Annotated in this window: 24 protein-coding genes; 10 read left to right on the forward strand and 14 right to left on the reverse strand. The window is 61.1% G+C overall.

What is annotated here, in order from left to right:
- Window positions 1–188: 188 nt before the first annotated feature.
- The 3 genes from QEH68_RS11310 to QEH68_RS11320 all read right to left on the reverse strand — a co-directional run bounded on the left by QEH68_RS11310 (window position 189) and on the right by QEH68_RS11320 (window position 1834).
- Window positions 189–593 carry a tautomerase family protein gene (locus tag QEH68_RS11310; protein WP_280622902.1) on the reverse strand — a complete coding sequence of 135 codons (405 nt, stop codon included), beginning with the start codon at window positions 591–593 and terminating at the stop codon, window positions 189–191.
- Window positions 594–837: 244 nt separating this feature from the next.
- Complete coding sequence (locus tag QEH68_RS11315) at window positions 838–1278, reverse strand: VOC family protein (protein ID WP_280622903.1); 441 nt, start codon at window positions 1276–1278, stop codon at window positions 838–840.
- Window positions 1279–1378: 100 nt separating this feature from the next.
- Window positions 1379–1834, reverse strand: a complete 456-nt coding sequence (locus tag QEH68_RS11320) for a VOC family protein (protein WP_280622904.1) — start codon at window positions 1832–1834, stop codon at window positions 1379–1381.
- A gap of 134 nt (window positions 1835–1968) precedes the next feature.
- Here QEH68_RS11320 and QEH68_RS11325 point away from each other — a divergent pair, with 134 nt between their 5' ends.
- Complete coding sequence (locus QEH68_RS11325) at window positions 1969–2358, forward strand: DUF3054 domain-containing protein (protein ID WP_280622905.1); 390 nt, start codon at window positions 1969–1971, stop codon at window positions 2356–2358.
- Window positions 2359–2429: 71 nt separating this feature from the next.
- Window positions 2430–2708 carry an Lrp/AsnC ligand binding domain-containing protein gene (locus tag QEH68_RS11330; RefSeq protein ID WP_207593620.1) on the forward strand — a complete coding sequence of 93 codons (279 nt, stop codon included), beginning with the start codon at window positions 2430–2432 and terminating at the stop codon, window positions 2706–2708.
- Between the two features lie 13 nt (window positions 2709–2721).
- Here the strand turns inward: QEH68_RS11330 and trpD are convergent, their stop codons facing one another.
- Complete coding sequence (gene trpD, locus QEH68_RS11335) at window positions 2722–3786, reverse strand: anthranilate phosphoribosyltransferase (protein WP_207593621.1); 1065 nt, start codon at window positions 3784–3786, stop codon at window positions 2722–2724.
- Window positions 3787–3934: 148 nt separating this feature from the next.
- On the opposite strand from trpD, the gene QEH68_RS11340 reads away from it, so the two are divergent.
- The 4 genes from QEH68_RS11340 to QEH68_RS11355 all read left to right on the forward strand — a co-directional run bounded on the left by QEH68_RS11340 (window position 3935) and on the right by QEH68_RS11355 (window position 8268).
- Entirely contained in the window at window positions 3935–4573 is a 639-nt protein-coding gene (locus QEH68_RS11340) for a heme-copper oxidase subunit III (RefSeq protein WP_089595178.1), read from the forward strand.
- An 88-nt stretch (window positions 4574–4661) separates the two neighbouring features.
- Window positions 4662–5450: a c-type cytochrome gene (locus QEH68_RS11345; protein ID WP_089595179.1), complete on the forward strand. Its 789-nt coding sequence runs from the start codon at window positions 4662–4664 to the stop codon at window positions 5448–5450.
- A 96-nt stretch (window positions 5451–5546) separates the two neighbouring features.
- The gene (locus tag QEH68_RS11350; RefSeq protein ID WP_089595180.1) at window positions 5547–6617 is read left to right on the forward strand and encodes a Rieske 2Fe-2S domain-containing protein; all 1071 of its coding nucleotides are present in this window, start codon (window positions 5547–5549) and stop codon (window positions 6615–6617) included.
- Window positions 6595–8268: a cytochrome bc complex cytochrome b subunit gene (locus QEH68_RS11355; RefSeq protein ID WP_089595181.1), complete on the forward strand. Its 1674-nt coding sequence runs from the start codon at window positions 6595–6597 to the stop codon at window positions 8266–8268. Before QEH68_RS11350 ends, QEH68_RS11355 begins: the two co-directional genes overlap by 23 nt.
- 160 nt (window positions 8269–8428) lie before the next feature.
- On the opposite strand, the gene QEH68_RS11360 is transcribed toward QEH68_RS11355, so the two are convergent.
- Complete coding sequence (locus QEH68_RS11360) at window positions 8429–9220, reverse strand: GntR family transcriptional regulator (RefSeq protein ID WP_207593622.1); 792 nt, start codon at window positions 9218–9220, stop codon at window positions 8429–8431.
- 156 nt (window positions 9221–9376) lie between these two features.
- On the opposite strand from QEH68_RS11360, the gene QEH68_RS11365 reads away from it, so the two are divergent.
- On the forward strand, window positions 9377–9670 hold the full coding sequence (locus tag QEH68_RS11365; protein WP_207597563.1) for an HPr family phosphocarrier protein: 294 nt from the start codon (window positions 9377–9379) through the stop codon (window positions 9668–9670).
- Between the two features lie 72 nt (window positions 9671–9742).
- Here the strand turns inward: QEH68_RS11365 and QEH68_RS11370 are convergent, their stop codons facing one another.
- The 5 genes from QEH68_RS11370 to QEH68_RS11390 form a co-directional block, all read right to left on the reverse strand.
- A complete protein-coding gene (locus QEH68_RS11370) occupies window positions 9743–10144 on the reverse strand; it encodes a cytochrome c oxidase subunit 4 (RefSeq protein ID WP_089595184.1) in 402 nt (133 codons plus the stop codon).
- Window positions 10141–11865 (reverse strand): cytochrome c oxidase subunit I, encoded by a 1725-nt coding sequence (gene ctaD / locus QEH68_RS11375; protein ID WP_280622906.1) that lies wholly within the window; start codon window positions 11863–11865, stop codon window positions 10141–10143. Before ctaD ends, QEH68_RS11370 begins: the two co-directional genes overlap by 4 nt.
- A 10-nt stretch (window positions 11866–11875) precedes the next feature.
- A complete protein-coding gene (gene coxB / locus QEH68_RS11380; protein WP_089595186.1) occupies window positions 11876–12748 on the reverse strand; it encodes a cytochrome c oxidase subunit II in 873 nt (290 codons plus the stop codon).
- A gap of 183 nt (window positions 12749–12931) precedes the next feature.
- Entirely contained in the window at window positions 12932–13321 is a 390-nt protein-coding gene (locus tag QEH68_RS11385) for an iron-sulfur cluster assembly accessory protein (protein WP_207593623.1), read from the reverse strand.
- Between the two features lie 176 nt (window positions 13322–13497).
- Window positions 13498–14931: a dipeptidase gene (locus QEH68_RS11390; RefSeq protein WP_280622907.1), complete on the reverse strand. Its 1434-nt coding sequence runs from the start codon at window positions 14929–14931 to the stop codon at window positions 13498–13500.
- Window positions 14932–15046: 115 nt separating this feature from the next.
- Here QEH68_RS11390 and QEH68_RS11395 point away from each other — a divergent pair, with 115 nt between their 5' ends.
- On the forward strand, window positions 15047–15640 hold the full coding sequence (locus QEH68_RS11395; RefSeq protein WP_207597564.1) for a DUF3043 domain-containing protein: 594 nt from the start codon (window positions 15047–15049) through the stop codon (window positions 15638–15640).
- Between the two features lie 107 nt (window positions 15641–15747).
- On the opposite strand, the gene QEH68_RS11400 is transcribed toward QEH68_RS11395, so the two are convergent.
- Window positions 15748–16824, reverse strand: a complete 1077-nt coding sequence (locus tag QEH68_RS11400; RefSeq protein ID WP_280622908.1) for a quinone-dependent dihydroorotate dehydrogenase — start codon at window positions 16822–16824, stop codon at window positions 15748–15750.
- Between the two features lie 169 nt (window positions 16825–16993).
- Here QEH68_RS11400 and QEH68_RS11405 point away from each other — a divergent pair, with 169 nt between their 5' ends.
- Both QEH68_RS11405 and QEH68_RS11410 read left to right on the forward strand, forming a co-directional pair.
- Complete coding sequence (locus QEH68_RS11405; RefSeq protein WP_207593626.1) at window positions 16994–18004, forward strand: alpha/beta hydrolase; 1011 nt, start codon at window positions 16994–16996, stop codon at window positions 18002–18004.
- Window positions 18001–19074 (forward strand): alpha/beta hydrolase, encoded by a 1074-nt coding sequence (locus QEH68_RS11410; RefSeq protein WP_280622909.1) that lies wholly within the window; start codon window positions 18001–18003, stop codon window positions 19072–19074. Before QEH68_RS11405 ends, QEH68_RS11410 begins: the two co-directional genes overlap by 4 nt.
- A 15-nt stretch (window positions 19075–19089) precedes the next feature.
- Here the strand turns inward: QEH68_RS11410 and QEH68_RS11415 are convergent, their stop codons facing one another.
- The 3 genes from QEH68_RS11415 to leuA form a co-directional block, all read right to left on the reverse strand.
- Entirely contained in the window at window positions 19090–19914 is an 825-nt protein-coding gene (locus tag QEH68_RS11415) for an isoprenyl transferase (RefSeq protein ID WP_207593628.1), read from the reverse strand.
- 2 nt (window positions 19915–19916) lie between these two features.
- Complete coding sequence (gene recO, locus QEH68_RS11420; RefSeq protein WP_207593629.1) at window positions 19917–20669, reverse strand: DNA repair protein RecO; 753 nt, start codon at window positions 20667–20669, stop codon at window positions 19917–19919.
- A gap of 86 nt (window positions 20670–20755) precedes the next feature.
- Entirely contained in the window at window positions 20756–22495 is a 1740-nt protein-coding gene (gene leuA, locus QEH68_RS11425) for a 2-isopropylmalate synthase (RefSeq protein WP_207593630.1), read from the reverse strand.
- Window positions 22496–22602: the final 107 nt, after the last annotated feature.

Here is a 22602-nt window from a genome sequence, read left to right on the forward strand (position 1 = left end):
AGCGCTGGGCCCCAATGCCTTGCCACCCCTCAGTGAGCGGGGCCACATGACTACTCTGCACCAGAATCAATGTCCTGTCAAAGGTTTGTACTGACATATTTACAACGAAACGTATGGACCCTGCACACTCCGGAAGGACACACTCCGCGGACCGCCCGCGGCGACGCCTCTTGGCCCGACGGCGGAGGCTACTTGCTCGGAACCGCCAGTTCGCCCGTCACGTACTGGGCGCGGCCAAAACCAAAGGACCAATCGCTTGCAGTGTTTTCGACATACCCAAGGAACACGTCCTCACCCGCGACCCCAACCCCACCCAGTCGGTCGGCAATCGCCGCGAACAAGGACTGCTTTGCTTCCCCGCTCCGCCCCTCCTGGGTGAATATTTGGATCATGACGACGTTTGACGTCCGCTCAAAACCCAACCCGGCATCCTGGGCGTAGATCTGGCCCTCGGGGTGCTCCGTGACGATATGGAAGTAGTCGCGCTCAGGGATGCCATACTCAGCGAGGATCGCGTCATGGATGCTTCGGCTGATGGCGGCCAGCTCCTCCGGACCCCTGCCGGCATTTACGTCAATTCGAACAAGCGGCATCTTGACCCCCTAGTAAGTTTGTCCTGACATACTAACAAATTGTGAATGGGGGATGCAAGGACGGACGAGGAACGCTGGAATCAGCAGTACTGAAGGATCAAGGGATCCCTACAGGAGCCCGGCCTTGCCCACGCCGAGACTCTTGGCACATCGGTTTGACCCGCCCGGATGCGGATGAGGTGACTTAACCAGCGAATGCCCCACCCCTGATGAAAGGGCAGGGCATTCTTCATCGGCTGCGGCGCTATTCGGCGGCCCGGCCTCCCTGATGCGCACCCGCGATGTTCACCAGCCACCCAATGCCGAACCTGTCGACGCACATCCCGAAGGCGTCACCCCAAGGTGCCGTTTCCAGCGGTACGGTGACGGTACCGCCCTCCACCAGCTTGTCCCAGAAACCACGGAGTTCACTTTCGTCCGTGGCTTCGCCGCTGAGCGAGACAGAGATGTTATCGCCGGGGTTGTACGGCATGCCGTTGGGAGTATCAGCAGCCATGAGCGTCAATCCACCCGGCGCTTCCAGCATGGCATGCATGACCTTGCCGGCCTCAGCCGGGTCCTCACTCGCCTGGTAGTCGCCGAAAGTGCTGATATTCAGCTCACCGCCGAAAACCGATTGATAGAAGGTGATGGCATCGCGGGCGTTGTCACGGAACGAGATGTAAGGGTTCAGACGGGTTGTCATTGGTCGGTCTCCTTCTGGTTGATTTTTGGTTGGTACAGAGCAGCGTTCGTTACAGTGCGACAATGCCGACTGCGCCAGGTGGCGCCCTTTCCGCAAGTCCTCAGCCGCCGTCGTACGCCTTTTGCAGGGTGTCGATGTCCAGCTTCCGCATCTTCATCATGGCCTCCATGGCACGCCGCGACCCGTCAGGATCAGAGCCACCCAAAAGGGCGGACATGGCCGTGGGGACAATCTGCCATGACAAACCAAACCTGTCCTTCAGCCACCCGCACATGCCCTCCTCACCCCCGGCGAGGAGAGCATCCCAGTAACGGTCCACCTCCTCCTGGGAATCGCAGTTCACCATCAAGGAGACGGCCTCATTGAACTTGTGGGCCGGTCCACCATTGAGGCCCATGAACTGCCGGCCATCAATCTCGAATTCAACGGTCAGGGCTTGGCCATCGGGCCCGGGCGTGATGCGTCCCATGGAGGATCCATCAAAAATCGATGTGTAGAACTCTGCCGCTTCGGCCGCTTGGCCGTCGAACCATAGACAGGTGGAAATCTTCTGCATGAAGCACTCCTCAGCGATCCGGGGGAAGCCCTGCTCCCCAGACAGACGCTAGTCCTGTGAGTTGCTCCACACAACGCTCCACTCAAGCAAACGCGACTTCGCGTACGGGTGACACCCCGGATAGTGTCGTGGGCATGCCTTCACCTTCACGACTGTGGATCCCCGCAGCCATCGCGGACGTTCTGTTGATTCTTGTCTTCGCAGCCATTGGCAGGGACGCGCACGCCCGCGGAGACATAGTTTCCGGCGCCTTCGCCACGGCGTGGCCCTTCCTGACCGGAGCAGCCCTTGCGTGGCTGGCAGCGCGCGCCTGGCGCAGTCCTTTGGCTGTCTGGCCAACAGGCGTCCTCGTCTGGATCAGCGCAGTACTGGTGGGAATGCTGCTCCGGGCTGTTACAGGCCAAACGGTGGTCCTGCCTTTCGTGATCGTCGCACTCATCTCCCTCGGGATTTTCCTGCTCAGCTACCGGGCCCTGGCCGCACTCTGGCTGCGCGTCTCCCGGAGGCGGCAACGCCGGGTTTGAACAGGACCTGTCCCCAGCCGATGCACTAGGCTGAAACAGTCCGCAACGCTGCTTTTCCGGAAAGGCCCCACGTGATCACCGCTTTCGTCCTGATCAAGACAGATGCCTCACGCATCCCGGAGACAGCAGAGCAAATCTCTGCCATACAGGGCATCAGCGAGGTCTATTCGGTCACGGGTGAATGGGATCTCATAGCCGTAGCCAGGGTGACCAAGCACGAAGAGTTGGCCGACGTCATCGCCGACAAGTTATCGAAGGTGGATTCTGTGGTTCATACCACCACCCACATTGCCTTCAGGGCCTACTCGCAGCACGACCTTGACGCGGCGTTCGCGCTCGGCTTCGAGTAAGAGACTCCCTGCCCTAAAGATCACTCCGGCTGAGTTCCGTCCACTTCGCGAGGACGCCGGCAGCCTTGCCTGAGTCCACCGACTCGGCCGCCCGGGCGAATGCCTTGCGCATGCGCTCAGTCAGGGTTCCCTCAGCGTCCGGGGCATAAGACACCAGGCCCGCGGCTGCATTGAGGAGGACGGCGTCCCGCACCGGGCCCGCCTTACCCTCGAGGATGTCGCGTACAACTCCCGCGTTTGCAGCAGCGTCACCCCCACGCAGATCCGCCACCGTAGAGGGGCCGATACCAAGTTCCGCCGGAGAGAACACCTGCTCGGTGACTGTGCCGTTCCTGATTTCCCAGACTGTGGATGGTCCCGTAGGCGTGAGCTCATCGAGTCCGTCGTCCCCACGGAAGACCAGTCCACGGCTGCCGCGGCGGGCCAGCACGCCAGCCACCAGCGGAGCCATCCGGACATTGGCAACACCCACAGCAGAGGCCTGTACGTGGGCCGGGTTGGTCAGGGGGCCCAGGAAATTGAAGGCAGTGGGAACCGCCAATTCGCGGCGGGGCACAGCCGTATGCCGGAATGAAGGATGGAAAACCTGCGCGAAACAGAAGGTGATTCCTGCCTCTTCAGCATTCCGGGCCACTTGCTCGATAGAGAGGTCCAGCCGAACACCCAAGGCCTCCAACACGTCTGCCGAACCGGAAGTCGACGAAGCTGCCCTGTTGCCGTGCTTGACCACCTTGGCGCCGGCGCCGGCAGCAACGAGCGCTGCCATGGTGGAGATGTTCACGGTATTGAGCCGGTCACCACCTGTCCCCACGATGTCGAGCTTCTCACCGGTGATTTCAATCGGGTTGGCGTGCTGGACCATGGCTTGAACCAGGCCCGCCAGCTCCTCCACGGTCTCTCCCTTGGCACGGAGGGCAACAAGGAACCCGGCAATCTGCGCAGGAGTCGCTTCACCGGACATGATCGTGTTCATGGCCCACTCTGTATTGCCCACTGCAAGGTCGTCGCCGTTGATCAGTGCTGAGATGAGCCCAGGCCAGGTATTGCTGGCTGCAGGTGCCGATGCCGGAGAAGTCACCCACTGATGCTATCGACCCTGCCACGCCGATGACCAATGTGAACGCGGTCGGGAACTTTTCCGCGCGATTTCGCGTCTTTGTAGAAAAAGTCTCCCGAATCGGTGGTTTGCATTGGGAACTCTGGACTTTTACAGACATAATGTCCTTGTGACATCTGCGACCCATGCCCCCAGTACCCCGGCGCACCCGACGCTGAACCGCCCCAACCTGGTTTCTGTTGGAACCGTTGTTTGGCTGTCCAGTGAGTTGATGTTCTTCGCCGGCCTCTTTGCCATGTACTTCACCCTGCGCTCCACATCCGGACTGATGTGGGCCGAGGAGACGGCCAAGCTCAACTTCCCGTTTGCGCTCGTCAACACGATCGTCCTTGTGGCAAGTTCGTTTACTTGCCAGATGGGCGTTTTTGCCGCCGAGCGGCTCGAACCGCGCCGTACCGGCCGCCCGCTCCAAATCACCCGCTGGGGCATGTCTGAATGGTTTGTCCTCACCTTCATCATGGGTGCCTTCTTCGTAGCCGGACAGACCACGGAATACGCCATGCTCGTCTCCGAGCATGTGTCCTTGTCCTCCAACGCCTACGGCTCCGCCTTCTACATGACAACGGGCTTCCACGGCCTGCACGTCATTGGCGGCCTGATCGCCTTCCTGTTCATCATTGGCCGCGCTTTTGCAGCCAAGAAGTTCGGACACTTTGAAGCGACGTCGGCGATCGTCACCTCGTACTACTGGCACTTTGTCGACGTTGTGTGGATCGGCCTCTTCCTGGTCATCTACGTCCTCAAGTAAGCCCGGCTTTGACTCTTTTTCTACAAGAGGCAGAATTTCAAGAAGCGGCTCGCGGAGCCGACGCAGGATCGAATAAAGGAACCACCACGTGAAGGCACTATCGCAGAAGCGACGTCACCCACTGGCAGCCATTGCGCTGCTGTTGATGGGCCTCCTCCTCACTGGTGGGCTGTACGCCGTTGCCACAACTGTCAACCAAGCCAAGGCCGACACCACCAGCTACAGCGCCAGTGACGTAGAAGAAGGCGGCAAGCTCTTCGCCGCCAACTGCGCCACCTGCCACGGCATGGGTGCGTCCGGAACCCAGGACGGCCCCTCGCTGGTCGGCGTGGGTGCTGCAGCTGTTGACTTCCAGGTTGGCACCGGACGTATGCCCATGCAGATGAGCGGACCGCAGGCCCAGCAGAAGCCCGCCCAGTTCAACGCAGAGCAGACCAAGCAGCTGTCCGCTTACGTTGCTTCCCTCGGAGCAGGCCCGGCCATTCCCGAGGAACACCTCCTCGACGGCAAGGGGGATGCCGCCAATGGTGGCGAACTCTTCCGCGTCAACTGCGCCATGTGCCACAACGCAGCCGCTGCCGGCGGTGCACTGACCCGCGGCAAGTTTGCTCCTGCACTGGCCGGCGTCAGCGCAGAGCACATCTACGAGGCCATGGTGACCGGACCGCAGAACATGCCTGTGTTCAGTGATTCCAATGTCACTCCTGAAGACAAGCGCGACATCATCACCTTCCTGAAGACCATCGAAGCCAACGGTTCCCCCGGTGGCGCGGACCTGGGAGCACTGGGCCCGGTGTCTGAAGGCCTCTTCGTCTGGGTTGCCGGTTTGGGTGTCATCATCGCATTCACCATCTGGTTGACGTCCCGCACGTCCTGATCCGGACACGACAAAACTTCTGCTGCACAGTCAGCAGTTTGAAACTGAAAATAACTCGGCCCCGGCCGAGACAACGAGAGAAGGATGAGGCGAATTATGGGCAACCATAGTGACGGCAGTCCGAACCACTCGGGCACCGTAGCTACGGCTGGTCAGAATGAGGTGGAGAAGTTCCAGGATCCTGGACTCCCTCCGCATCGTTTGCGCCTGGCTGACACGGACCCGGTAGCCGCAAAGCGAGCCGAGCGTCAGGTAGCCATTCTGTTTGGCACCTCCGTCATTGGCACGCTGGTCTTCCTGGTGGCGTACTTCGCCATCGATCTGGGCGACGACACCACCATTGCGACCATCCGTAACCAAAACCTCCTTCTGGGGCTAGGCACGGCCTTCGCAATGCTCGGCATCGGCACCGGTATCGTGCACTGGGCCAAGGCCCTGATGCCCGATCACGAAGTGTCTGAAGAGCGCCACGCCATCCGTACCGAAGAGGATCGCCAGGCAGCTGTCCGGATCGTCGACGACATCGTCGAAGAGACCGGCATCAAGCGCCGCCCGCTGATCCGCAACACCCTTCTTGGTGCAGTTGCGCTTGCCCCGCTGCCTGCTCTCGCCATCTTCGGCGACTTGGGCCCGCGTCCTGACGATGCTCTGGCACACACCATGTGGGCTCCTGAAGGCGGCAAGCTCAAGCGCCTGACCCGCGACCCCGATGGCACTCCCATCAAGGCCTCGGACGTCACCATTGGCTCTGCCTTCCACGTCATTCCCGAAGGCCTCAATGAGCTCCACGAAGGCAAGTTGAACGAAAAGGCGAAAGCCGTCGTCCTGCTGATGCGCCTGGATCCGAATTCATTGCACCCCTCAGAGGGCCGTGAAAACTGGAGCTACAACGGAATCGTTGCTTACTCCAAGATCTGCACGCACGTCGGATGCCCCGTTGCTCTTTACGAGCAGCAGACGCACCACCTTCTGTGCCCGTGCCACCAGTCCACGTTTGACCTCACGCAGGAATGCAAGGTCATCTTTGGACCGGCCAGCCGTCCGCTCCCCCAGCTGCCTATTGCAGTTGACGCAGAAGGCTACCTCGTCGCCACAAGCGACTTCAGAGAACCTGTAGGACCGAGTTACTGGGAGCGTGACGAGCATGAGCGCCTCATCAACAGCTGAAGCCCCCTTCGTTCCGAAGACCAAGGTTGGTAGTTTCACCAACTTCGTTGACGAGCGCGTGGGTGGCTCCGGCATCCTGCGTGAGTTCGGCCGGAAGGTCTTCCCCGACCACTGGTCGTTCATGTTCGGTGAGGTGGCGCTGTACTCCTTCGTCATCCTGCTGATGTCAGGTACCTTCCTGACCTTCTTCTTCGATCCGTCCATGGCGGAAACCCACTACCAGGGTTCGTACACTCCGCTGTACAACGTAGAAATGTCCGTTGCCTACAGCTCGTCGCTGAACATCTCCTTTGATGTACGTGGCGGTCTGTTCATGCGTCAGGTACACCACTGGGCAGCACTGCTTTTTGTGGCCTCCTTGGGTGTCCACATGCTGCGCGTCTTCTTCACCGGGGCTTTCCGCAAGCCGCGCGAAATGAACTGGGTGGTGGGCGGCGTGCTGCTCATCCTGGCGATGGCAGCCGGCTTCACCGGTTACTCGCTCCCCGATGACCTGCTCTCCGGCAACGGCCTGCGCATCATCGATGGCGTTATCAAGTCCATCCCGGTGATTGGCACGTACATCTCCTTCTTCCTCTTCGGTGGAGAATTCCCGGGTACGGCCATCATCGGCCGCCTGTACGTCCTGCACATCCTCCTGGTCCCCGCACTCATCCTGCTGATGATCGTGATCCACCTCTTCATGGTGGTTGTGCACAAGCACACCCAGTACCCCGGCCCGGGCCGTAACGACGGGAACGTTGTCGGCTACCCCCTCGGCCCGGTGTACGCTGCCAAAGCCGGTGGATTCTTCTTCATCGTCTTCGGTGTCCTGGCACTCATGGCCGCTGCATTCACGATCAACCCGATCTGGAACTACGGTCCGTATGACCCGTCCCCAGTTTCCGCAGGTACCCAGCCTGACTGGTACATCGGGTTCGTGGACGGCGCCCTGCGCCTCATGCCGGGTGTCATCAATGACTTCCACTTCGAATGGGTCATCTTCGGACGCACCCTGACCCTGAACGTGCTGCTTCCGGCCTTGGTTCCTGCTGGAATCATCTTCACGGTTCTGTTCATGTACCCGTGGATCGAACGCTGGATCACCAAGGACAACCGCGAACACCACGTTCTCGACCGTCCCCGCAACGTGCCTACCCGCACAGCGATCGGTGTTGCAGGCTTTACCTGGTACTGCGTGATGTGGGCAGCCGCTGGTTCCGACCTCATCGCAACCCACTTCCACGTTTCCCTGAACGACGTCACCTACTGGCTGCGAACACTGTTCTTCATCGGCCCGGTCATCGCCTTCATCGTGACCAAGCGCATCGCACTCGCCCTCCAGCGCAAGGACCGCGAGATTGCCCTGCATGGCCGGGAAACAGGACGCATCGTCCGTCTCCCGCACGGTGAATTCATCGAGGTCCACGCTCCACTTGATGAGTACAAGCGCTACAAGCTTGTTGGATTCGAATCACCGGCTCCCCTGCCGGCTGAGCCGAACGAACACGGTGTTGTCACCAGCAAGGAAAAGCGCCGCGCGGCACTTTCCAAGTGGTTCTTCGAGGACCGTGTTGCCCCGGCAACACCCGCCGAACTCGAAGCCGCCCACGCACATGGCCACCATGAAGCCATTGAAGCAGGCGAAGACCAGAAGAGCCTGAGCCACTAACGCTTGGAACTCGCATAAAAGTAGGGGCCCGGTCCAATGGACCGGGCCCCTACTTTTTGTGCACCAGCTTTACCCCCGTAAACCCTTTTCCCCGGGCTCTGTGCGGCTGTACTTCCGCACTGCCGCCATACATGTATGGGCGCGCCCGTCCTGGCGGGCGCTAGGGCTGAGTGCGGTACCCCGATGAGTAGTTGCGCGTAGGCCTCACTCCTGGGCGTTGCAGGGGGACCCAGAGCTTGTAGCGGTCAGCCCTATAGTAAGAAACGGAGTAGTCCACCATGGCGCGGGCTACGAAAGCGTGCCGTTGAATCTTCAGCAAAGGGGCACCGACATCGACGTTGAGAAGCCGGGCTGTGGAGGGCGACGCTGCCGTGGCCTCAATCATGTCCTCGCCCCACTCCATCACCAAGCCAAACCGTTCGCTCAGGACGTTGTACAGGGATGTGGGCGGCGCTTCATCCAAAAGGCCTGGGACGCGATGGGCCGGTATGAAGTTCTCATCAACGCTCATGGGTTCGTTGTCAGCGAGCAGCAGCCGCCTGAACCGCACCAGAGGTGTGCCTTCCTCCAGTTGGAGCTCCCGCGCGAGGAATGCACTGGCTGCGATCTGTTCGAAGCTGAGTACCTTCGCGGCCGGGACCATACCTCGACGTTGCATCTCTTCGCTATAGGACGTCAGTTTCACTTGAAGGTCCAGCTTGGGCTTCCTCACGAAAGTCCCCAGGCCCACAACACGCTCAATGACTTCCTCACCAACCAAGGCATCAATAGCCTGTCGCACCGTCATCCGGGCCAGACCAAAGCGCTCTGACAGATCCCGTTCCGAGGGAAGCGCAGAACCTGGCGGGCAGGATTGGGCAATAAAGGCCCGCAGAATCTCCCGGAGCTGCACGTAAATCGGCGTGCCACTGGTGCGGTCGATCTCGCCGGCGATGCTTGCTGCTTCAGGCACCGCGGCGGTCCAGCAATTGAGTCATGCCTCAAGGATAATTCAGTGACACTTCAGGTCTAGACCACTTACGGCGCATGTGGAGCGGCGGGGCCCAGGGAGCTACGCTTGTATGGACAATTTCCGACGGATGATCCGTCGGCTACCAAGGGAGCTGGGTTGCCGGAGCAGAAGGCTATCGTTGCCGCGGAAATCGGGTTGCACGCACGTGCTGCAGCTGTATTCGTCCGCGCAGTTACTGACACCGGTCTGCCGGTCACCATACGCAAGCACGACGGGCAACCTGTTGATGCACGCTCACTGCTCGAAGTGATGACGGAGGACTTCGGACACGGCTGCGAAGTACTTCTGGAAGTCGCTCCAGACGCGCTCCTCAGCGGACAAACAGTTCCTGAAGTTGAGAGTGCTTTGACCGCTCTTTCGGCCGTCCTTGGGGCCACAGAGGCGCGCTGAGCCCCTATTCAGGAATAAGAAATGGGCCCCACCTTCCGGTGGGGCCCATTTCTGTGTGCTCGTAGCTGGCTGCTAGTGCGCGTGGTCGCCGCGGCTGTATTCGAAGACCCAGCCAACCAATGCCACGAGGGCGAGGCCGCCGGCGACGTATGTCACCCAGAAGCCAATGGCGAGGCCAAGGAATCCACCGGCACAAGCGAGGCCCAGAACCAGCGGCCACCAGCTCCAAGGGCTGAAGTGCCCCTGCTCGCCGGCGCCTTCGTGGATCTCGGCGTCGGGACGGTCTTCGGGTCGAAGACCGATCCGCTTACCGGTGAAACCAAGGTATGCACCGATCATGCCCGCCAGGCCACCGACAAGGAGGATGCCCAGGACACCAACCCACTCGGACCATTCAGTCAGGAATCCGTAGGCGATAGCCACGGGGACGAAGAAGAAGACTCCGGCTCCAAAGAGCCACGATTCGATTTTCACTTACTGACGTCCTTCTGGTCGGCATTACCCAAAACAGCTGCTGCAGGCGACGGGGCCTCGGCAGTGTGGACCTGTGCCAACTCAGGGTGGTGCAGGTCCAGCGCCGGGCGCTCCGAACGGATACGCGGCAAGGAAGTGAAGTTGTGACGCGGCGGCGGGCAGGACGTTGCCCACTCCAGCGAAGCGCCGAAGCCCCACGGATCATCCACTTCTACCTTCTTGTTGCTGCGCCACGTGATGTAGACGTTCCAGAAGAACGGCAGGAGCGAAGCACCCAGGACGAAGGAGGAGATGGTGGAGAACTGGTTCATCCAGGTGAAGTTATCCTGCGGCATGTAGTCGGCGTAACGACGCGGCATACCCTCAACACCCAACCAGTGCTGGATCAGGAACGTGCCGTGGAAGCCGAGGAACAGGAGCCAGAAGTGAATCTTGCCAAGGCGCTCGTTGAGCATCTTGCCTGTCCACTTGGGCCACCAGAAGTAGAACCCTGCGAACATGGCGAACACGACCGTACCGAACACCACGTAGTGGAAGTGGGCCACCACGAAGTAGGAGTCGGAAACGTGGAAGTCAAGCGGCGGCGAGGCCAGGATGATGCCGGTGAGACCACCGAAGAGGAATGTCACCAGGAAGCCGATGCTCCAAAGCATGGGCGTTTCAAACGTGATGGAACCCTGCCACAAGGTGCCGATCCAGTTGAAGAACTTCACGCCGGTGGGCACCGCGATCAACATGGTCATGAAGGCGAAGAACGGCAGCAGCACAGAACCGGTCACGTACATGTGGTGTGCCCACACGGTGACGGACAGCGCCGCAATGGCGATGGTTGCGTAGACAAGACCCTTGTAGCCGAAGATCGGCTTGCGGCTGAAGACCGGGAAGATCTCCGAAACGATGCCGAAGAACGGCAGCGCGATGATGTACACCTCGGGGTGCCCGAAGAACCAGAACAGGTGCTGCCAGAGGACTGCACCGCCATTCTCGGGGTCGAAGATGTGGGCACCGAAGCGTCGGTCGGCGCCAAGGGCGAACAAGGCAGCTGCCAGCGGCGGGAAGGCCATCAGGACCAGGATTGCCGTGACCAGCGTGTTCCAGGTGAAGATCGGCATACGCCACATGGTCATGCCCGGGGCACGCATGCAGATGATGGTGGTGATGAAGTTGACGGCACCAAGGATGGTTCCGAACCCGGAAAGGGCCAGGCCGAAGACCCACAGGTCGCCACCTACGCCAGGGCTGAAGGTGGTGTTCGACAACGGCGCATAAGCGAACCAGCCGAAGGAAGCCGCTCCCTGGGGGGTGATGAAGCCCGAGACTGCAATGGTCGAACCGAAGAGGAAGAACCAGAAAGCCAGCGCGTTCAGACGCGGGAAGGCGACATCGGGGGCGCCGATCTGCAACGGCATAATGACGTTCGCGAAGCCGGCAAACAGCGGCGTTGCGAACATCAGGAGCATGACGGTGCCGTGCATCGTGAACATCTGGTTGTACTGCTCTTTGGTCTGCAGGATCTGCATACCGGGTTCAAACAGTTCAGCGCGGATCAGCAACGCCATGACGCCACCGAGGCAGAAGAACACGAAGGACGCGATCAGATACATGTACCCGATGGTCTTGTGGTCCGTGGAGGTAATCCAGTTGACGACGATGCGCCCCTTGGACTTAGGAACTACGGGGGCTTCTAGGACCCCCGGTGCGGATTGAGTGTACGTACCCACGTCGCTCCCCTTACTTGGTTTCGTTCAGGTTCGGGTTGCGGTCGTATTCCGCACCGAGGAGGCCCGTGTTGCCTTCCTGGCGAAGCTTGTCCATGTGGGCCTGGAACTCAGACTCGGAGACAACCTTGACGCGGAAGAGCATTTCGGAGTGGTATTCACCGCAGAGTTCGGCACACTTACCATCGAAGGTGCCCTCCTTTGTGGGGGTGAACCTGATGTAGTTCGTCTTGCCGGGGATCATGTCGCGCTTCTGAAGGAAGGCGGGAACCCAGAATGAGTGGATGACGTCGCGGGAGTTCAGCTCCAGGTCCACGGACTTGCCAACCGGCAAGTACAGGGTGGGGAGCAGTTCCTTGTTGACCTCATTGCCGGTCAGGTGGGCCTGGACGCCGGCCTCGTGGAGGTCTTCATTGATGACCTCACCCTTTTTGTAGTTGAAGTCCCAGGCCCACTGCTTGCCGCGGACGTCAACAACGACGTCGGCCGGCTGCGAGCGGTCATCGATCGCGCGCTGGTCCTGGTCGGTGAAGTAGAAGAACACCAGCACCATGAAGAGCGGAATGGTCAAGTAGAAGACCTCAAGCGGCAGGTTGTAGCTGAGCTGCTTGGGGAATCCCGTGGTGCCCTTGCGGCGACGGTAAGCGATGATGCACCAGACCAGAAGGCCCCACGTGATAATACCGACTGCCAAGGCGGCGATCCATGAGTTGACCCAGAGGTCCATGATCCGGTCAGTGTGGTTGGTCGTGCCGCGCTCTGTAGGCAGCCAACCCTTCTCTACCTCTGGTGAACATCCGGTCAAAACCAACGCGCCGGCTAGTGCCAAGCCAGTGATCGATGTGATCTTTATGCGTCGGCTGCCGGTTCGGTTCTGCGAACTCACAGACGGCCCTTCCTCTTGTTGCTGTCTCCCGGCAGGCCGAAGGCCCACCGGGCACACTAAAAGTTTTACTACCCGATGTAGAGCTTACCGCTATCAAGCGGTTTTCGCGCACATGTCAGCGCCGTGGCTCCGAATGGTTTTAAACCCACCCGGAGTGGCGCCGACATGCGGCGATGGCTCACATCAGTGGAACGAATCGCCGCAGGCGCAAGACCCGCCGGCGTTCGGGTTGTCGATGGTGAAGCCCTGCTTCGAAATGGTGTCCTCGAAGTCGATGCTGGCACCGCTGAGGTACGGAACGCTCATCTTGTCGACAACAACTTCAACGCCGTCGTAGTCCCGTACGGCATCCCCATCAAGCAGTCGCTCGTCGAAGTAGAGCTGGTAGATCAGTCCGGAGCAACCTCCAGGCTGGACTGCAACGCGCAGCCGAAGGTCGGTGCGCCCTTCCTGTTCCAGAAGGCTGCGGACCTTGCCTGCGGCGACGTCGGTCAGATTGACCTCGTGCGTGGCCAACCCGTCGTTGGCGACGAGCTGTTCTCCGGTGCTGTTTTCGTTGGTTGCAGTGCTCATTGGCCTACCTTCTTATGAAGCTCCTGGCGGCGGCGCCGGAACGCTGCCTGCCCTTACCCAAATTACCTACGGGTTATACCTAATGCTACGTCGCGCAGACGCTTAGCTATAACTCCTGACGTAACCACCGACAGCATTTGGTTGTTCCCGGCGCGCCGCCAAGGACTAATCCGACACTAGCCCCTGAGTCCTTCAGCATTCAGCCTGGCCAGCATCAGGGCTTCAGCCAGCACGGCATGCCGGAAATCGCCGATGTGCAGGGATTCGTTGGCGCTATGTGCGCGGGAATCAGGGTCCTCTACTCCCGTCACAAGGATCTGCACGTCCGGATACACATCCATGAGGTCCGCAATGAACGGAATGGAACCGCCAATTCCCATTTCCACTGGTTGTACACCCCACGATTCGCCCAGCGCCCAAAGGGCTACCCTTGCAGCCGCTGAAGATGTGTCGGTGGAAAAGGCGTTGCCGCGCTCCCCCGGCGTAAACGTCACTTTGGCACCAAACGGTGCATGTGATTCGACGTGGGTCTTCAGGGCATCCATCGCGGACCCTGGGTCCTGCCCTGGGGCCAACCGCATGCTGAACTTTGCCCGGGCGGCCGGAATCAGTGTGTTGGACGCAACATCAACGGACGGGACGTCCATACCGATGATGGACAGCGCGGGCTTGGTCCAGAGTCGGGAGGCGATGGTCCCGCTGCCGGCGAGTTGCACGCCGTCGAGCACTGAAGCATCAGTGCGGTAGTCCTCTTCGGCAAGGTCCACGGCTACGTCGTCACGGGCCACCAGGCCCGCAACCGCGACGTTGCCCTCGTCGTCATGCAGGGTGGCGATGAGCCGTGAAAGGAGGGTGGGAGCATCCAGCACAGGTCCACCAAACATGCCGGAGTGGACTGCATGGTCCAGGACACGCACCTCGAAAGTCCCGTCCACGAGTCCCCGAAGGCTGGTGGTGAGGGCCGGAACGCCGACTTTCCAGTTGCTGGAATCAGCTACAACAATGACATCGGCCCGCAGGAGCTCCTGATGTTCCTCCAGGAAAGTACGGAACGTGGGCGAGCCTGCCTCTTCCTCGCCTTCGAAGAAGAAGGTCACGCCGAGCCCGAACCCGTCACCCAGAACTTGGGTCACGGCGCTGTAGGCGGCCAGGTGCGCCATGATTCCTGCTTTATCGTCAGCCGAACCGCGGCCGTACAGCCGGCCCTCGCGCTCCTCAGCCACAAAGGGCTCGGAGTTCCAGAGGCTCCGGTCCCCCGGTGGCTGAACATCATGGTGGGCGTACAGCAGGATGGTCGGCTTGCCGTCCGCGGCAGGACGGCGCGCGACGACGGCAGGGCCACCGGGGGTGCCGTCGGCTTTGTCGCACCGCAATACCCGGACGTCTTCCATGCCCGCGGCCTTGACCAAGGCAGCGACTGCATCGGCGCTGCGGTCCAGTTCGTTCGGGTCGAAACTTGCCCACGCAATGCCCGGAATGCTCACGAGGTGCTTGAGGGACGCCAGGGTGGTGTCGAAGGAATCGTTGACTGCCCGGGACAGTTCCTCCACTGGAGTATTGCCGGCGTGCCCTTGCTTGTTCTGCGGGATCTCCGCATGTGCTGAAGTCATGGCCACACTTTACCGCCGTGATTTGGGCGTCCACAGCAGGCACGGCCACCCGCCGCCGGCCCCGGACGGCCGTCCACGTAACCTACGCCACCTCCACGAGGGGTATTCTGTAGGGGTGTTCGGACGCAAAAAGGAAGAGCCCAGCGCTCAATCAGTAGTAGACCAGGCCTACGCCACCGCCACGGAGCCCGGTGCCGGAAAGGGCACCCCCACTCCCAAGCGGAAAGACCAGGAAGCAGCCCGTAAGCGCCCACTGGTTCCCAATGACCGCAAGGCCTCCAAGGCTGCGGAACGGGTCGCCATCCAGGATCAGCGGCAGAAAATGCGGCAGGCGTTGGATACGGGTGACGAAAAATACCTGCCCCTCCGTGACAAGGGTCCCCAGAAGCGCTACACGCGTGACTACGTGGACGCACGGTTCAGCCTGGGTGAATACCTCATGTTCGGCGCCTTGCTGTTCGTGGTGATCTCCCTGATCATTCCGCCCACAAGCGCCGGCATCAGCTACGTCCTCGTTGGCTTCTGGATCATGTTCCTTGCCGTCTTCGTGGATGTTTTCATCCTGTCCCGCAAGCTCAGGAAGCGCCTCACCGAGAAATTCGGCGAGGTGGAACGCGGTTCCGTCTGGTACGGCTGCATGCGCGCCCTTCAGTTCCGCAAGCTCCGCCTGCCCAAGCCGCAGGTGAAGCGCGGGCAGTACCCGGCCTAAGCGCCCCCACCCGTTCATCAACAGGAAGACCCCGGACCAATGGTCCGGGGTCTTCCTTATGGGCGCAGGGTCTTCCTTATAGGCGCACGGCACCAGGACGGTTGGGCCTAACGCGCCTTCTTACGGATCTTAGCGAGGCCCCTGTTGATGCTGGAAGCCCAGAATGGACCCTCGTACAGGAACGCTGTGTAGCCCTGGACCAGTGTTGCGCCCGCTTCCAGGCGCTCTTGAACGTCCGAGGCGGTCTCCACTCCTCCTACCGCGATGAGCACGAGCTGGTCACCCACGGCGTCCTTGAGCCTCCGCAGTACTTCAAGCGACCGTGTCTTGAGGGGTGCTCCCGACAATCCACCGGCACCCAGAGACTCCACCTTGGCGGCGTCCGAAACGAGCCCCTCCCGGGAAATGGTGGTGTTGGTGGCGATGATGCCGTCCAGCTTCAGGTCCAGCGCCAGCCGGGCGACGTCGTCGATGTCGTCATTGGACAGGTCAGGCGCAATCTTGACCAGCAGCGGAATATGCCGTCCGGCGGCTTCATCGGCGGCGTCGCCTACTGCCCTCAGCAGCGGCCGCAGGGACTCCACGTTCTGCAGCAAACGAAGGCCGGGTGTGTTGGGAGAGCTGACATTGACCACCAGGTAATCTGCCGCGGGCGCCAGGCTGCGTGCACTCACGAGGTAATCCTCAGTGGCGTCCTCGAGCTCAACCACTTTGGTCTTGCCGATGTTGACGCCGATGACGGGCCGGACGTCCGGGTGCTTCCTTTGCAGAGCAGCCCGCGCAGACTTGAGCCGGGGCGCAACGGCTGCTGCGCCGTCGTTGTTGAATCCCATCCGGTTAACCACCGCACGATCCTCAATCAGGCGGAACAACCGGGGCTTCTCATTGCCTGGCTGCGCCTGGCCGGTGATGGTACCCACCTCTACGTGGCCAAAGCCGAGTTCGGCCAGGGCTTCTATGCCGTGGCCTTCCTTGTCGAAACCGGCCGCCAGGCCGAACGGGGATGGGAAGGTCAGGCCCAACGCCTCAGTCCGGAGCGAAGCGTCAGGGGCGGTCAGCCGGGCCAGGATCCGGCCGGCGCCCGAGCGATGTGCCGCCCGGATCCCTTGGAAGCCGATCTTGTGTGCCTTTTCGGCATCCATCCAGGAGAAGGCCAGCTTGAAGAATGTGGGGTAAACACGCATGGTCCTAGTTTTCCGGTTTACGGACGACTCGCCAAACCCGTGACCGCCGATGCCGTCGGCATATACGCATCCCGCGGGCAAACAGTGACGCGGATCATGGAAGTTATTCGACTTTCGTTGCCGACCTGCCACCGGGCGGGACGCCTCCGCCAGTGTCTAAGCTAAAGCCATGGAGTGGACGGCTGACATCCTGGGTACAGACTTCCAATCCTGTGGCGTTGATGCCACAGGACCTGACGGCGTGACCCGCCACGCCACCCTGATCCGCCACCGGGCAGAGCAAAGCGAATCCGGGGATGCACCGAGGCGCTACGGCGCCGTCCTGTTTCTGCACGGGTGGAGCGACTACTTCTTCAATACCGAACTTGCCAGGTTCTGGGCCGGGCAGGGCTACGACTTTTACGCCCTTGACATGCACAACCATGGCCGGAGCCTGACGACGGACATGCCGGGGGGCTACGTGGCAAACCTGATGGACTATGACGCCGAAATCAACCAGGCACTGGACATCATCCGTCATCACACAGCCTCGACACCGGAAGGCAGCGTGACCCTGATGGGCCACTCGACCGGCGGGTTGGTGGCCGCATTGTGGGCAAGCCGCCACCCGGAATCCATTCAGTTCCTGATTCTCGACAGCCCGTGGTTGGAAATGCACGGCAGTTCATTGGTGCGGAGGGCTGCGCAGGCCATGGTGGCTCCCATAGCAAAGTTAAGGCCGGAAACCGTCCTGAAGCTGCCGGAGCGGGGTTTCTACTTCCGCAGCATCAGCAGTACCGCGGAGGGTGAATGGGCCCTGGACGAAAATTATCGTCCACCGTTGGCTTTCCCAGTCCGGGCCGGGTGGCTCAGTGCCGTATTTGCCGGGCATTCCCAAGTTGCCCGCGGGCTGAACCTCGAGGTGCCTGTCCTCGTCCTAACGTCTTCGGCCAGCGCCAATGGCATGGTGTGGCAGGAGTCAATGCGCCGTTCGGATGCCGTGCTGGATGTTGGGGTTATTGCGCTCAGAGCCATGGCGCTGGGCCGGAGCGTCACTCTGGAACGCATCGACGGCGGCCTCCACGACGTCTTCCTCTCCGCACCAGCAGTGCGGAAAGACGCCTATGCGCGGCTTGCGCGGTGGATCAAGGGATTCATGCAGAACGATGTGACGGCAGAGCGGCAGGAAGGGGACCAATGAACACCACGGAGGCCCGGGCAACCAGGTGGCGGCGGGACGTCCTGGGCCATGGCTACGAATGCATGGACCTGCCACTGAAGCCTGACGAGGAAGGTCCCGTCCACGCCACACTCATCCGGTATGCTCCACCTGCGCCGCAAGCCACCCAGAATGGCGTCCTTGACTTCCTGTCGTCCTTCACAAAGAGAAGACGCCGTCCAGTCCCGGCCGATCCAGGTGGAGCGCCAAGGGTTGTTCTTTACCTGCATGGTTGGGCCGACTACTTTCTGCAAACCGAATTGGCTGAGTACCTCACGGCGTCGGGTTTTTACTTCTACGCAGTGGACCTCCGAAAATTCGGCCGCAGCCTGCTGCCTGGACAGACGCCCGGATACATCACGGACCTCAGCGCCTATGACGAGGACCTGGCAGCAGCGCTGGTGGAAATTGAACGGGACGTGGCTGAACGGACTGGCGACACCACCACGCCAACCATCCACATGCTGGCCCATTCCCTGGGAGGTTTGATCGGGGCACTCTGGGCCGATCGCAACCCAGGCCGGCTGGGCACCTTGGTCCTGAACTCGCCGTGGCTGGAGCTTCAGGGCAGCAGTCTGGTCCGCAGCATTGCCATGCACCTGGTGGAACCCTTTGCACGTACGGACCCCAAGCGCCCCTTCCGCTTTCCTGAGATGCCTGCCTACTGGGAGAGCGTCAGCAATGAAGCACATGGTGAATGGATACTGGATCCCCTGTGGCGTCCGCGGACCTCGTTCCCTATCCGCGCAGGGTGGACCAAAGCCGTCCTGGCCGGGCACGCCGCGGTGGAACGAAAGCTCGCCATCGATTCTCCCGTCCTGGTCCTGCTGTCCGGAAGGACAAGGATCCAAGCGGAGTGGACAGCTGACCTGATGCGGGCCGATGCGGTCATCGACGTAGAGGAAACCTCACGTAGGGCTCTTGGACTTGCCCGCCGCACCGCCATCTTCCGGTATCCAGGTGCGCTTCATGATGTTTTTCTCTCACGACGTACCGTCCGTCAGCAGGCATACCGCGACGTGGCTGTATGGCTCGCTGCGTACCCCTACTGATGTAGCGGGGGCGTGCTATTTGCCGGCGGGCGCCGCGTCCACGGCCCCTCCGTAGCGCCTGTCGCGTTTGGCATAAATCTCGACGGCGTCCCACAGCGTCCGCCTGTCGACATCCGGCCACAGCGTGTCCATGAAGACGAACTCCGCATAGGCAGACTGCCACAGGAGGAAATTAGAGAGCCGCTGCTCCCCCGAACTGCGAAGAAAAAGGTCTACATCCGGGAGGTCGGGTTCGTCCAGGTATTTCTGGATGGTTTTCTCGGATACAGATCCGGGTTTCAAACGCCCTTCGGCGACATCGTGGGCAATGGCAGAGACGGCGTCGGCAATCTCGGCGCGGCCGCCGTAATTAACACACATGGTCAACGTGCACGTGTCGTTGGCCTTCGTGTATTCCTCGGCTTCTTCAAGTTCCTTGATGACAGAACCCCAAAGCCGCGGGCGTCTTCCGGCCCATCGGATGCGCACGCCCCATTCGTCAAGCTGGTTCCGCTGGCGTCGTAGTACATCCTTGTTAAATCCCATAAGGAAGCGGATTTCTTCGGGCGATCGCCGCCAGTTCTCGGTTGAAAAGGCGTACACGCTGACGTACTTGATTCCCAGTTCGATGGCCCCTGCCATCACATCAAGCAAGGCAGGCTCACCGGCCTTGTGACCCTCGATGCGGGGAAGTCCACGCTGGTTTGCCCACCGCCCATTGCCGTCCATGACGATTGCCACGTGCTGCGGAATAAGTTCACTGGGAATACCCGGCGGCACTGCACCGGAGGGGTGCCCGTACGGCGCAACGACCGGTGCCGTCCTGGCCGTTGTTGTCTTGCTCTTCTTACCAAGTGCCACTGTCAGCTTCGCTCCACGTGTTTGAGTGATTTCAGCGCCCGTTCCAAATGCCATTGCAGATACGTGGCAACCAGTCCTGCGGCTTCACGCCGATGCCGGGGATCCGATGCATCAGCCACGCCCCAGTTGCCTGTCAGCAATGCACCAAGCAACACCACTGTCTCCGCTGCCGGCGCCGGTGAACCAGGAGGGCGGCAGTCGCTGCACACCATACCGCCAACCGGGGCGGCAAAGGCCGTATGAGGTCCCGGCCGGCCACAACGGGCACAATCGGTGAAACTCGGCGCCCACCCTCCCGTGGCCAAAGCGCGCAGCAGATAGGAGTCCAGGATAAGTTCGGGTGGATGGTCTGAACGGCTCAAGGCAGCCAAGGCTCCCACCAGCAGGTTGTAGTGGGCGGTCCCGGACTCCGTGTCGGCATCCGTGAGTTTTTCGGCGGTCTCCGTCATGGCGGCGGCCACCGTGAACCTGCCATAGTCTGCCGCGATACTGCTTCCATAGGCGCCCTTGGCCACCGCCTGTGTCACAATGTCCAACGTCCGCCCGGAGACAAGCTGCAAGTCCGCCACCATGAACGGCTCCAGACGAGCGCCGAAACGGCTGCTGGTCCTGCGCACTCCCTTGGCGACGGCGCGGACTTGGCCATGATGCTTGGTCAAGAGAGTGATGATGCGATCCGCTTCGCCCAGCTTGTGGGTACGGAGCACCACGGCATCGTCCCTGTAGGACCGTGCTGCAAACGACGGATTGGCCACAACTAATCTTCGCACTATGACCGGCCCGCTCGGCGACCACCGGACCGTGTGGTGACGGTATTTCCCGTCACCACACGCTGGGTACCCTAGGCCCGGGAGTCCCGCACGGCGCGGTTCACGGCCGAAATCAGGGCCTTGAGGGATGACGTGGTGGTGCTGGGGTCAATGCCCACGCCCCACAGGACCCGCTCGCCGACGGCACATTCGACGTAGGCTGCTGCACTGGCGCTGCCGCCCTCGGACAGGGCATGCTCGCTGTAATCAAGCACGCGGACGTCTACGCCGTCGTGGTGCAGGATGTCCAACAGAGCAGCGATGGGTCCGTTGCCGTGGCCGGTCCGCCGAACCTCCACGCCGTCGATCCGCAGGGTTGCGTTCATGGTCATGGCGCCGGACTCGTCGGTCTCAGTACTGACACTTCCCAGCGCATAGCGACCCCACTGTGCCTGCTCTTCGTCGGACGGCAAGTACTCATCCTGGAAGACCTGCCACAGCTGTGCACCACTGACCTCGCCACCCACTGCATCCGTGCGCCGCTGGATGACTCCGGAGAATTCAATCTGGGCGCGCCGGGGCAGGTCCAGGTTGTGCTCGTTCTTCAGCAGGTAGGCGACACCGCCCTTACCCGACTGCGAGTTAACCCGGATCACGGCTTCATAGCTGCGGCCGAGGTCCTTCGGGTCAACCGGCAGGTACGGAACTTGCCAGGTGAAGTCATCCACCGGCTTACCCGCCGCCGCAGCGTCCTTCTCCAGCGCTTCGAAACCCTTTTTGATGGCGTCCTGGTGCGACCCTGAGAACGCCGTGAAGACGAGGTCACCACCGTACGGAGAACGTTCCGGGACAGGCAGCTGGTTGCAGTACTCAACGGTGCGGCGGACTTCATCGATGTCGGAGAAGTCGATCATGGGGTCGACGCCCTGCACGAACATGTTCAACCCCAGCGTTACGAGGTCCACGTTGCCGGTGCGCTCACCATTGCCGAACAGGCAGCCTTCAATCCGATCGGCACCCGCCAGGTAGCCCAGTTCGGCAGCGGCCACGCCCGTACCGCGGTCATTGTGCGGGTGCAGGGAAATGATGATGCCTTCACGGGGGTGCAGGTTACGGTGCATCCACTCAATGGAGTCGGCATAGACATTCGGGGTTGCCATCTCCACAGTGGCCGGAAGGTTGATGATGACCTGGTTGTCGGCAGAAGCCTCGAAGACGTCGGCAATGGCGTTGCAGACCCGGGCAGCGTACTCCAGCTCGGTTCCCGTGAAGGACTCCGGCGAGTATTCATAGGTGATGTGCGTATCTTCGAGGGTTTCTTCGTACTTCTTGCACAGTCGGGCACCCTGCAGGGCGATGTCCAGAATGCCATCCTCGTCCTGATTGAACACGACGCGCCGCTGCAGTACGGACGTGGAATTGTACAGGTGGACGATCGCCTGTTTGGCGCCCACCAGTGACTCATAGGTTCTCTCGATCAGGTGTTCACGCGCCTGGGTCAGGACCTGGATGGTGACGTCATCCGGGATATGGCCGCCCTCGATGAGCTGGCGTACGAAGTCGAAGTCGGTCTGCGATGCCGAGGGGAAGCCGACCTCAATCTCCTTGTAGCCCATCTTGACGAGCAGCTGGAACATCTTCAGCTTGCGGGCCGGGCTCATGGGGTCGATCAGTGCCTGGTTACCATCGCGCAGGTCAACCGCGCACCAACGCGGGGCCTTGGTGATGACCTTGTCCGGCCACGTGCGGTCAGGAACCTCTACGGTGATCTGGTCCTGGAATGGCAGGTAGCGGTGAATCGGCATACCGGAGGGCTTTTGTGCATTACGCATGACGTGTGGCCTTTTCTCTAAGAACTAAATGAAAGCTTAGCCGGACACAACGGAACTCCGCGGCGAGGATGGCCCAGCTTCAGATAGCTTTCAGGCCCCGCCGCGGC

This window comes from Paenarthrobacter sp. OM7, assembly GCF_029873575.1.
GTDB lineage: Bacteria > Actinomycetota > Actinomycetes > Actinomycetales > Micrococcaceae > Arthrobacter.

Bases quoted from the DNA above. Each gene is read 5' to 3' on its own strand.
- QEH68_RS11310 (WP_280622902.1), bottom strand. From the start codon at position 593: ATGCCGCTTGTTCGAATTGACGTAAATGCCGGCAGGGGTCCGGAGGAG.
- QEH68_RS11315 (WP_280622903.1), bottom strand. From the start codon at position 1,278: ATGACAACCCGTCTGAACCCTTACATCTCGTTCCGTGACAACGCCCGC.
- QEH68_RS11320 (WP_280622904.1), bottom strand. From the start codon at position 1,834: ATGCAGAAGATTTCCACCTGTCTATGGTTCGACGGCCAAGCGGCCGAA.
- QEH68_RS11325 (WP_280622905.1), top strand. From the start codon at position 1,969: ATGCCTTCACCTTCACGACTGTGGATCCCCGCAGCCATCGCGGACGTT.
- QEH68_RS11350 (WP_089595180.1), top strand. From the start codon at position 5,547: ATGGGCAACCATAGTGACGGCAGTCCGAACCACTCGGGCACCGTAGCT.
- QEH68_RS11355 (WP_089595181.1), top strand. From the start codon at position 6,595: ATGAGCGCCTCATCAACAGCTGAAGCCCCCTTCGTTCCGAAGACCAAG.
- QEH68_RS11385 (WP_207593623.1), bottom strand. From the start codon at position 13,321: ATGAGCACTGCAACCAACGAAAACAGCACCGGAGAACAGCTCGTCGCC.
- QEH68_RS11390 (WP_280622907.1), bottom strand. From the start codon at position 14,931: ATGACTTCAGCACATGCGGAGATCCCGCAGAACAAGCAAGGGCACGCC.
- QEH68_RS11400 (WP_280622908.1), bottom strand. From the start codon at position 16,824: ATGCGTGTTTACCCCACATTCTTCAAGCTGGCCTTCTCCTGGATGGAT.
- QEH68_RS11405 (WP_207593626.1), top strand. From the start codon at position 16,994: ATGGAGTGGACGGCTGACATCCTGGGTACAGACTTCCAATCCTGTGGC.
- QEH68_RS11410 (WP_280622909.1), top strand. From the start codon at position 18,001: ATGAACACCACGGAGGCCCGGGCAACCAGGTGGCGGCGGGACGTCCTG.
- leuA (WP_207593630.1), bottom strand. From the start codon at position 22,495: ATGCGTAATGCACAAAAGCCCTCCGGTATGCCGATTCACCGCTACCTG.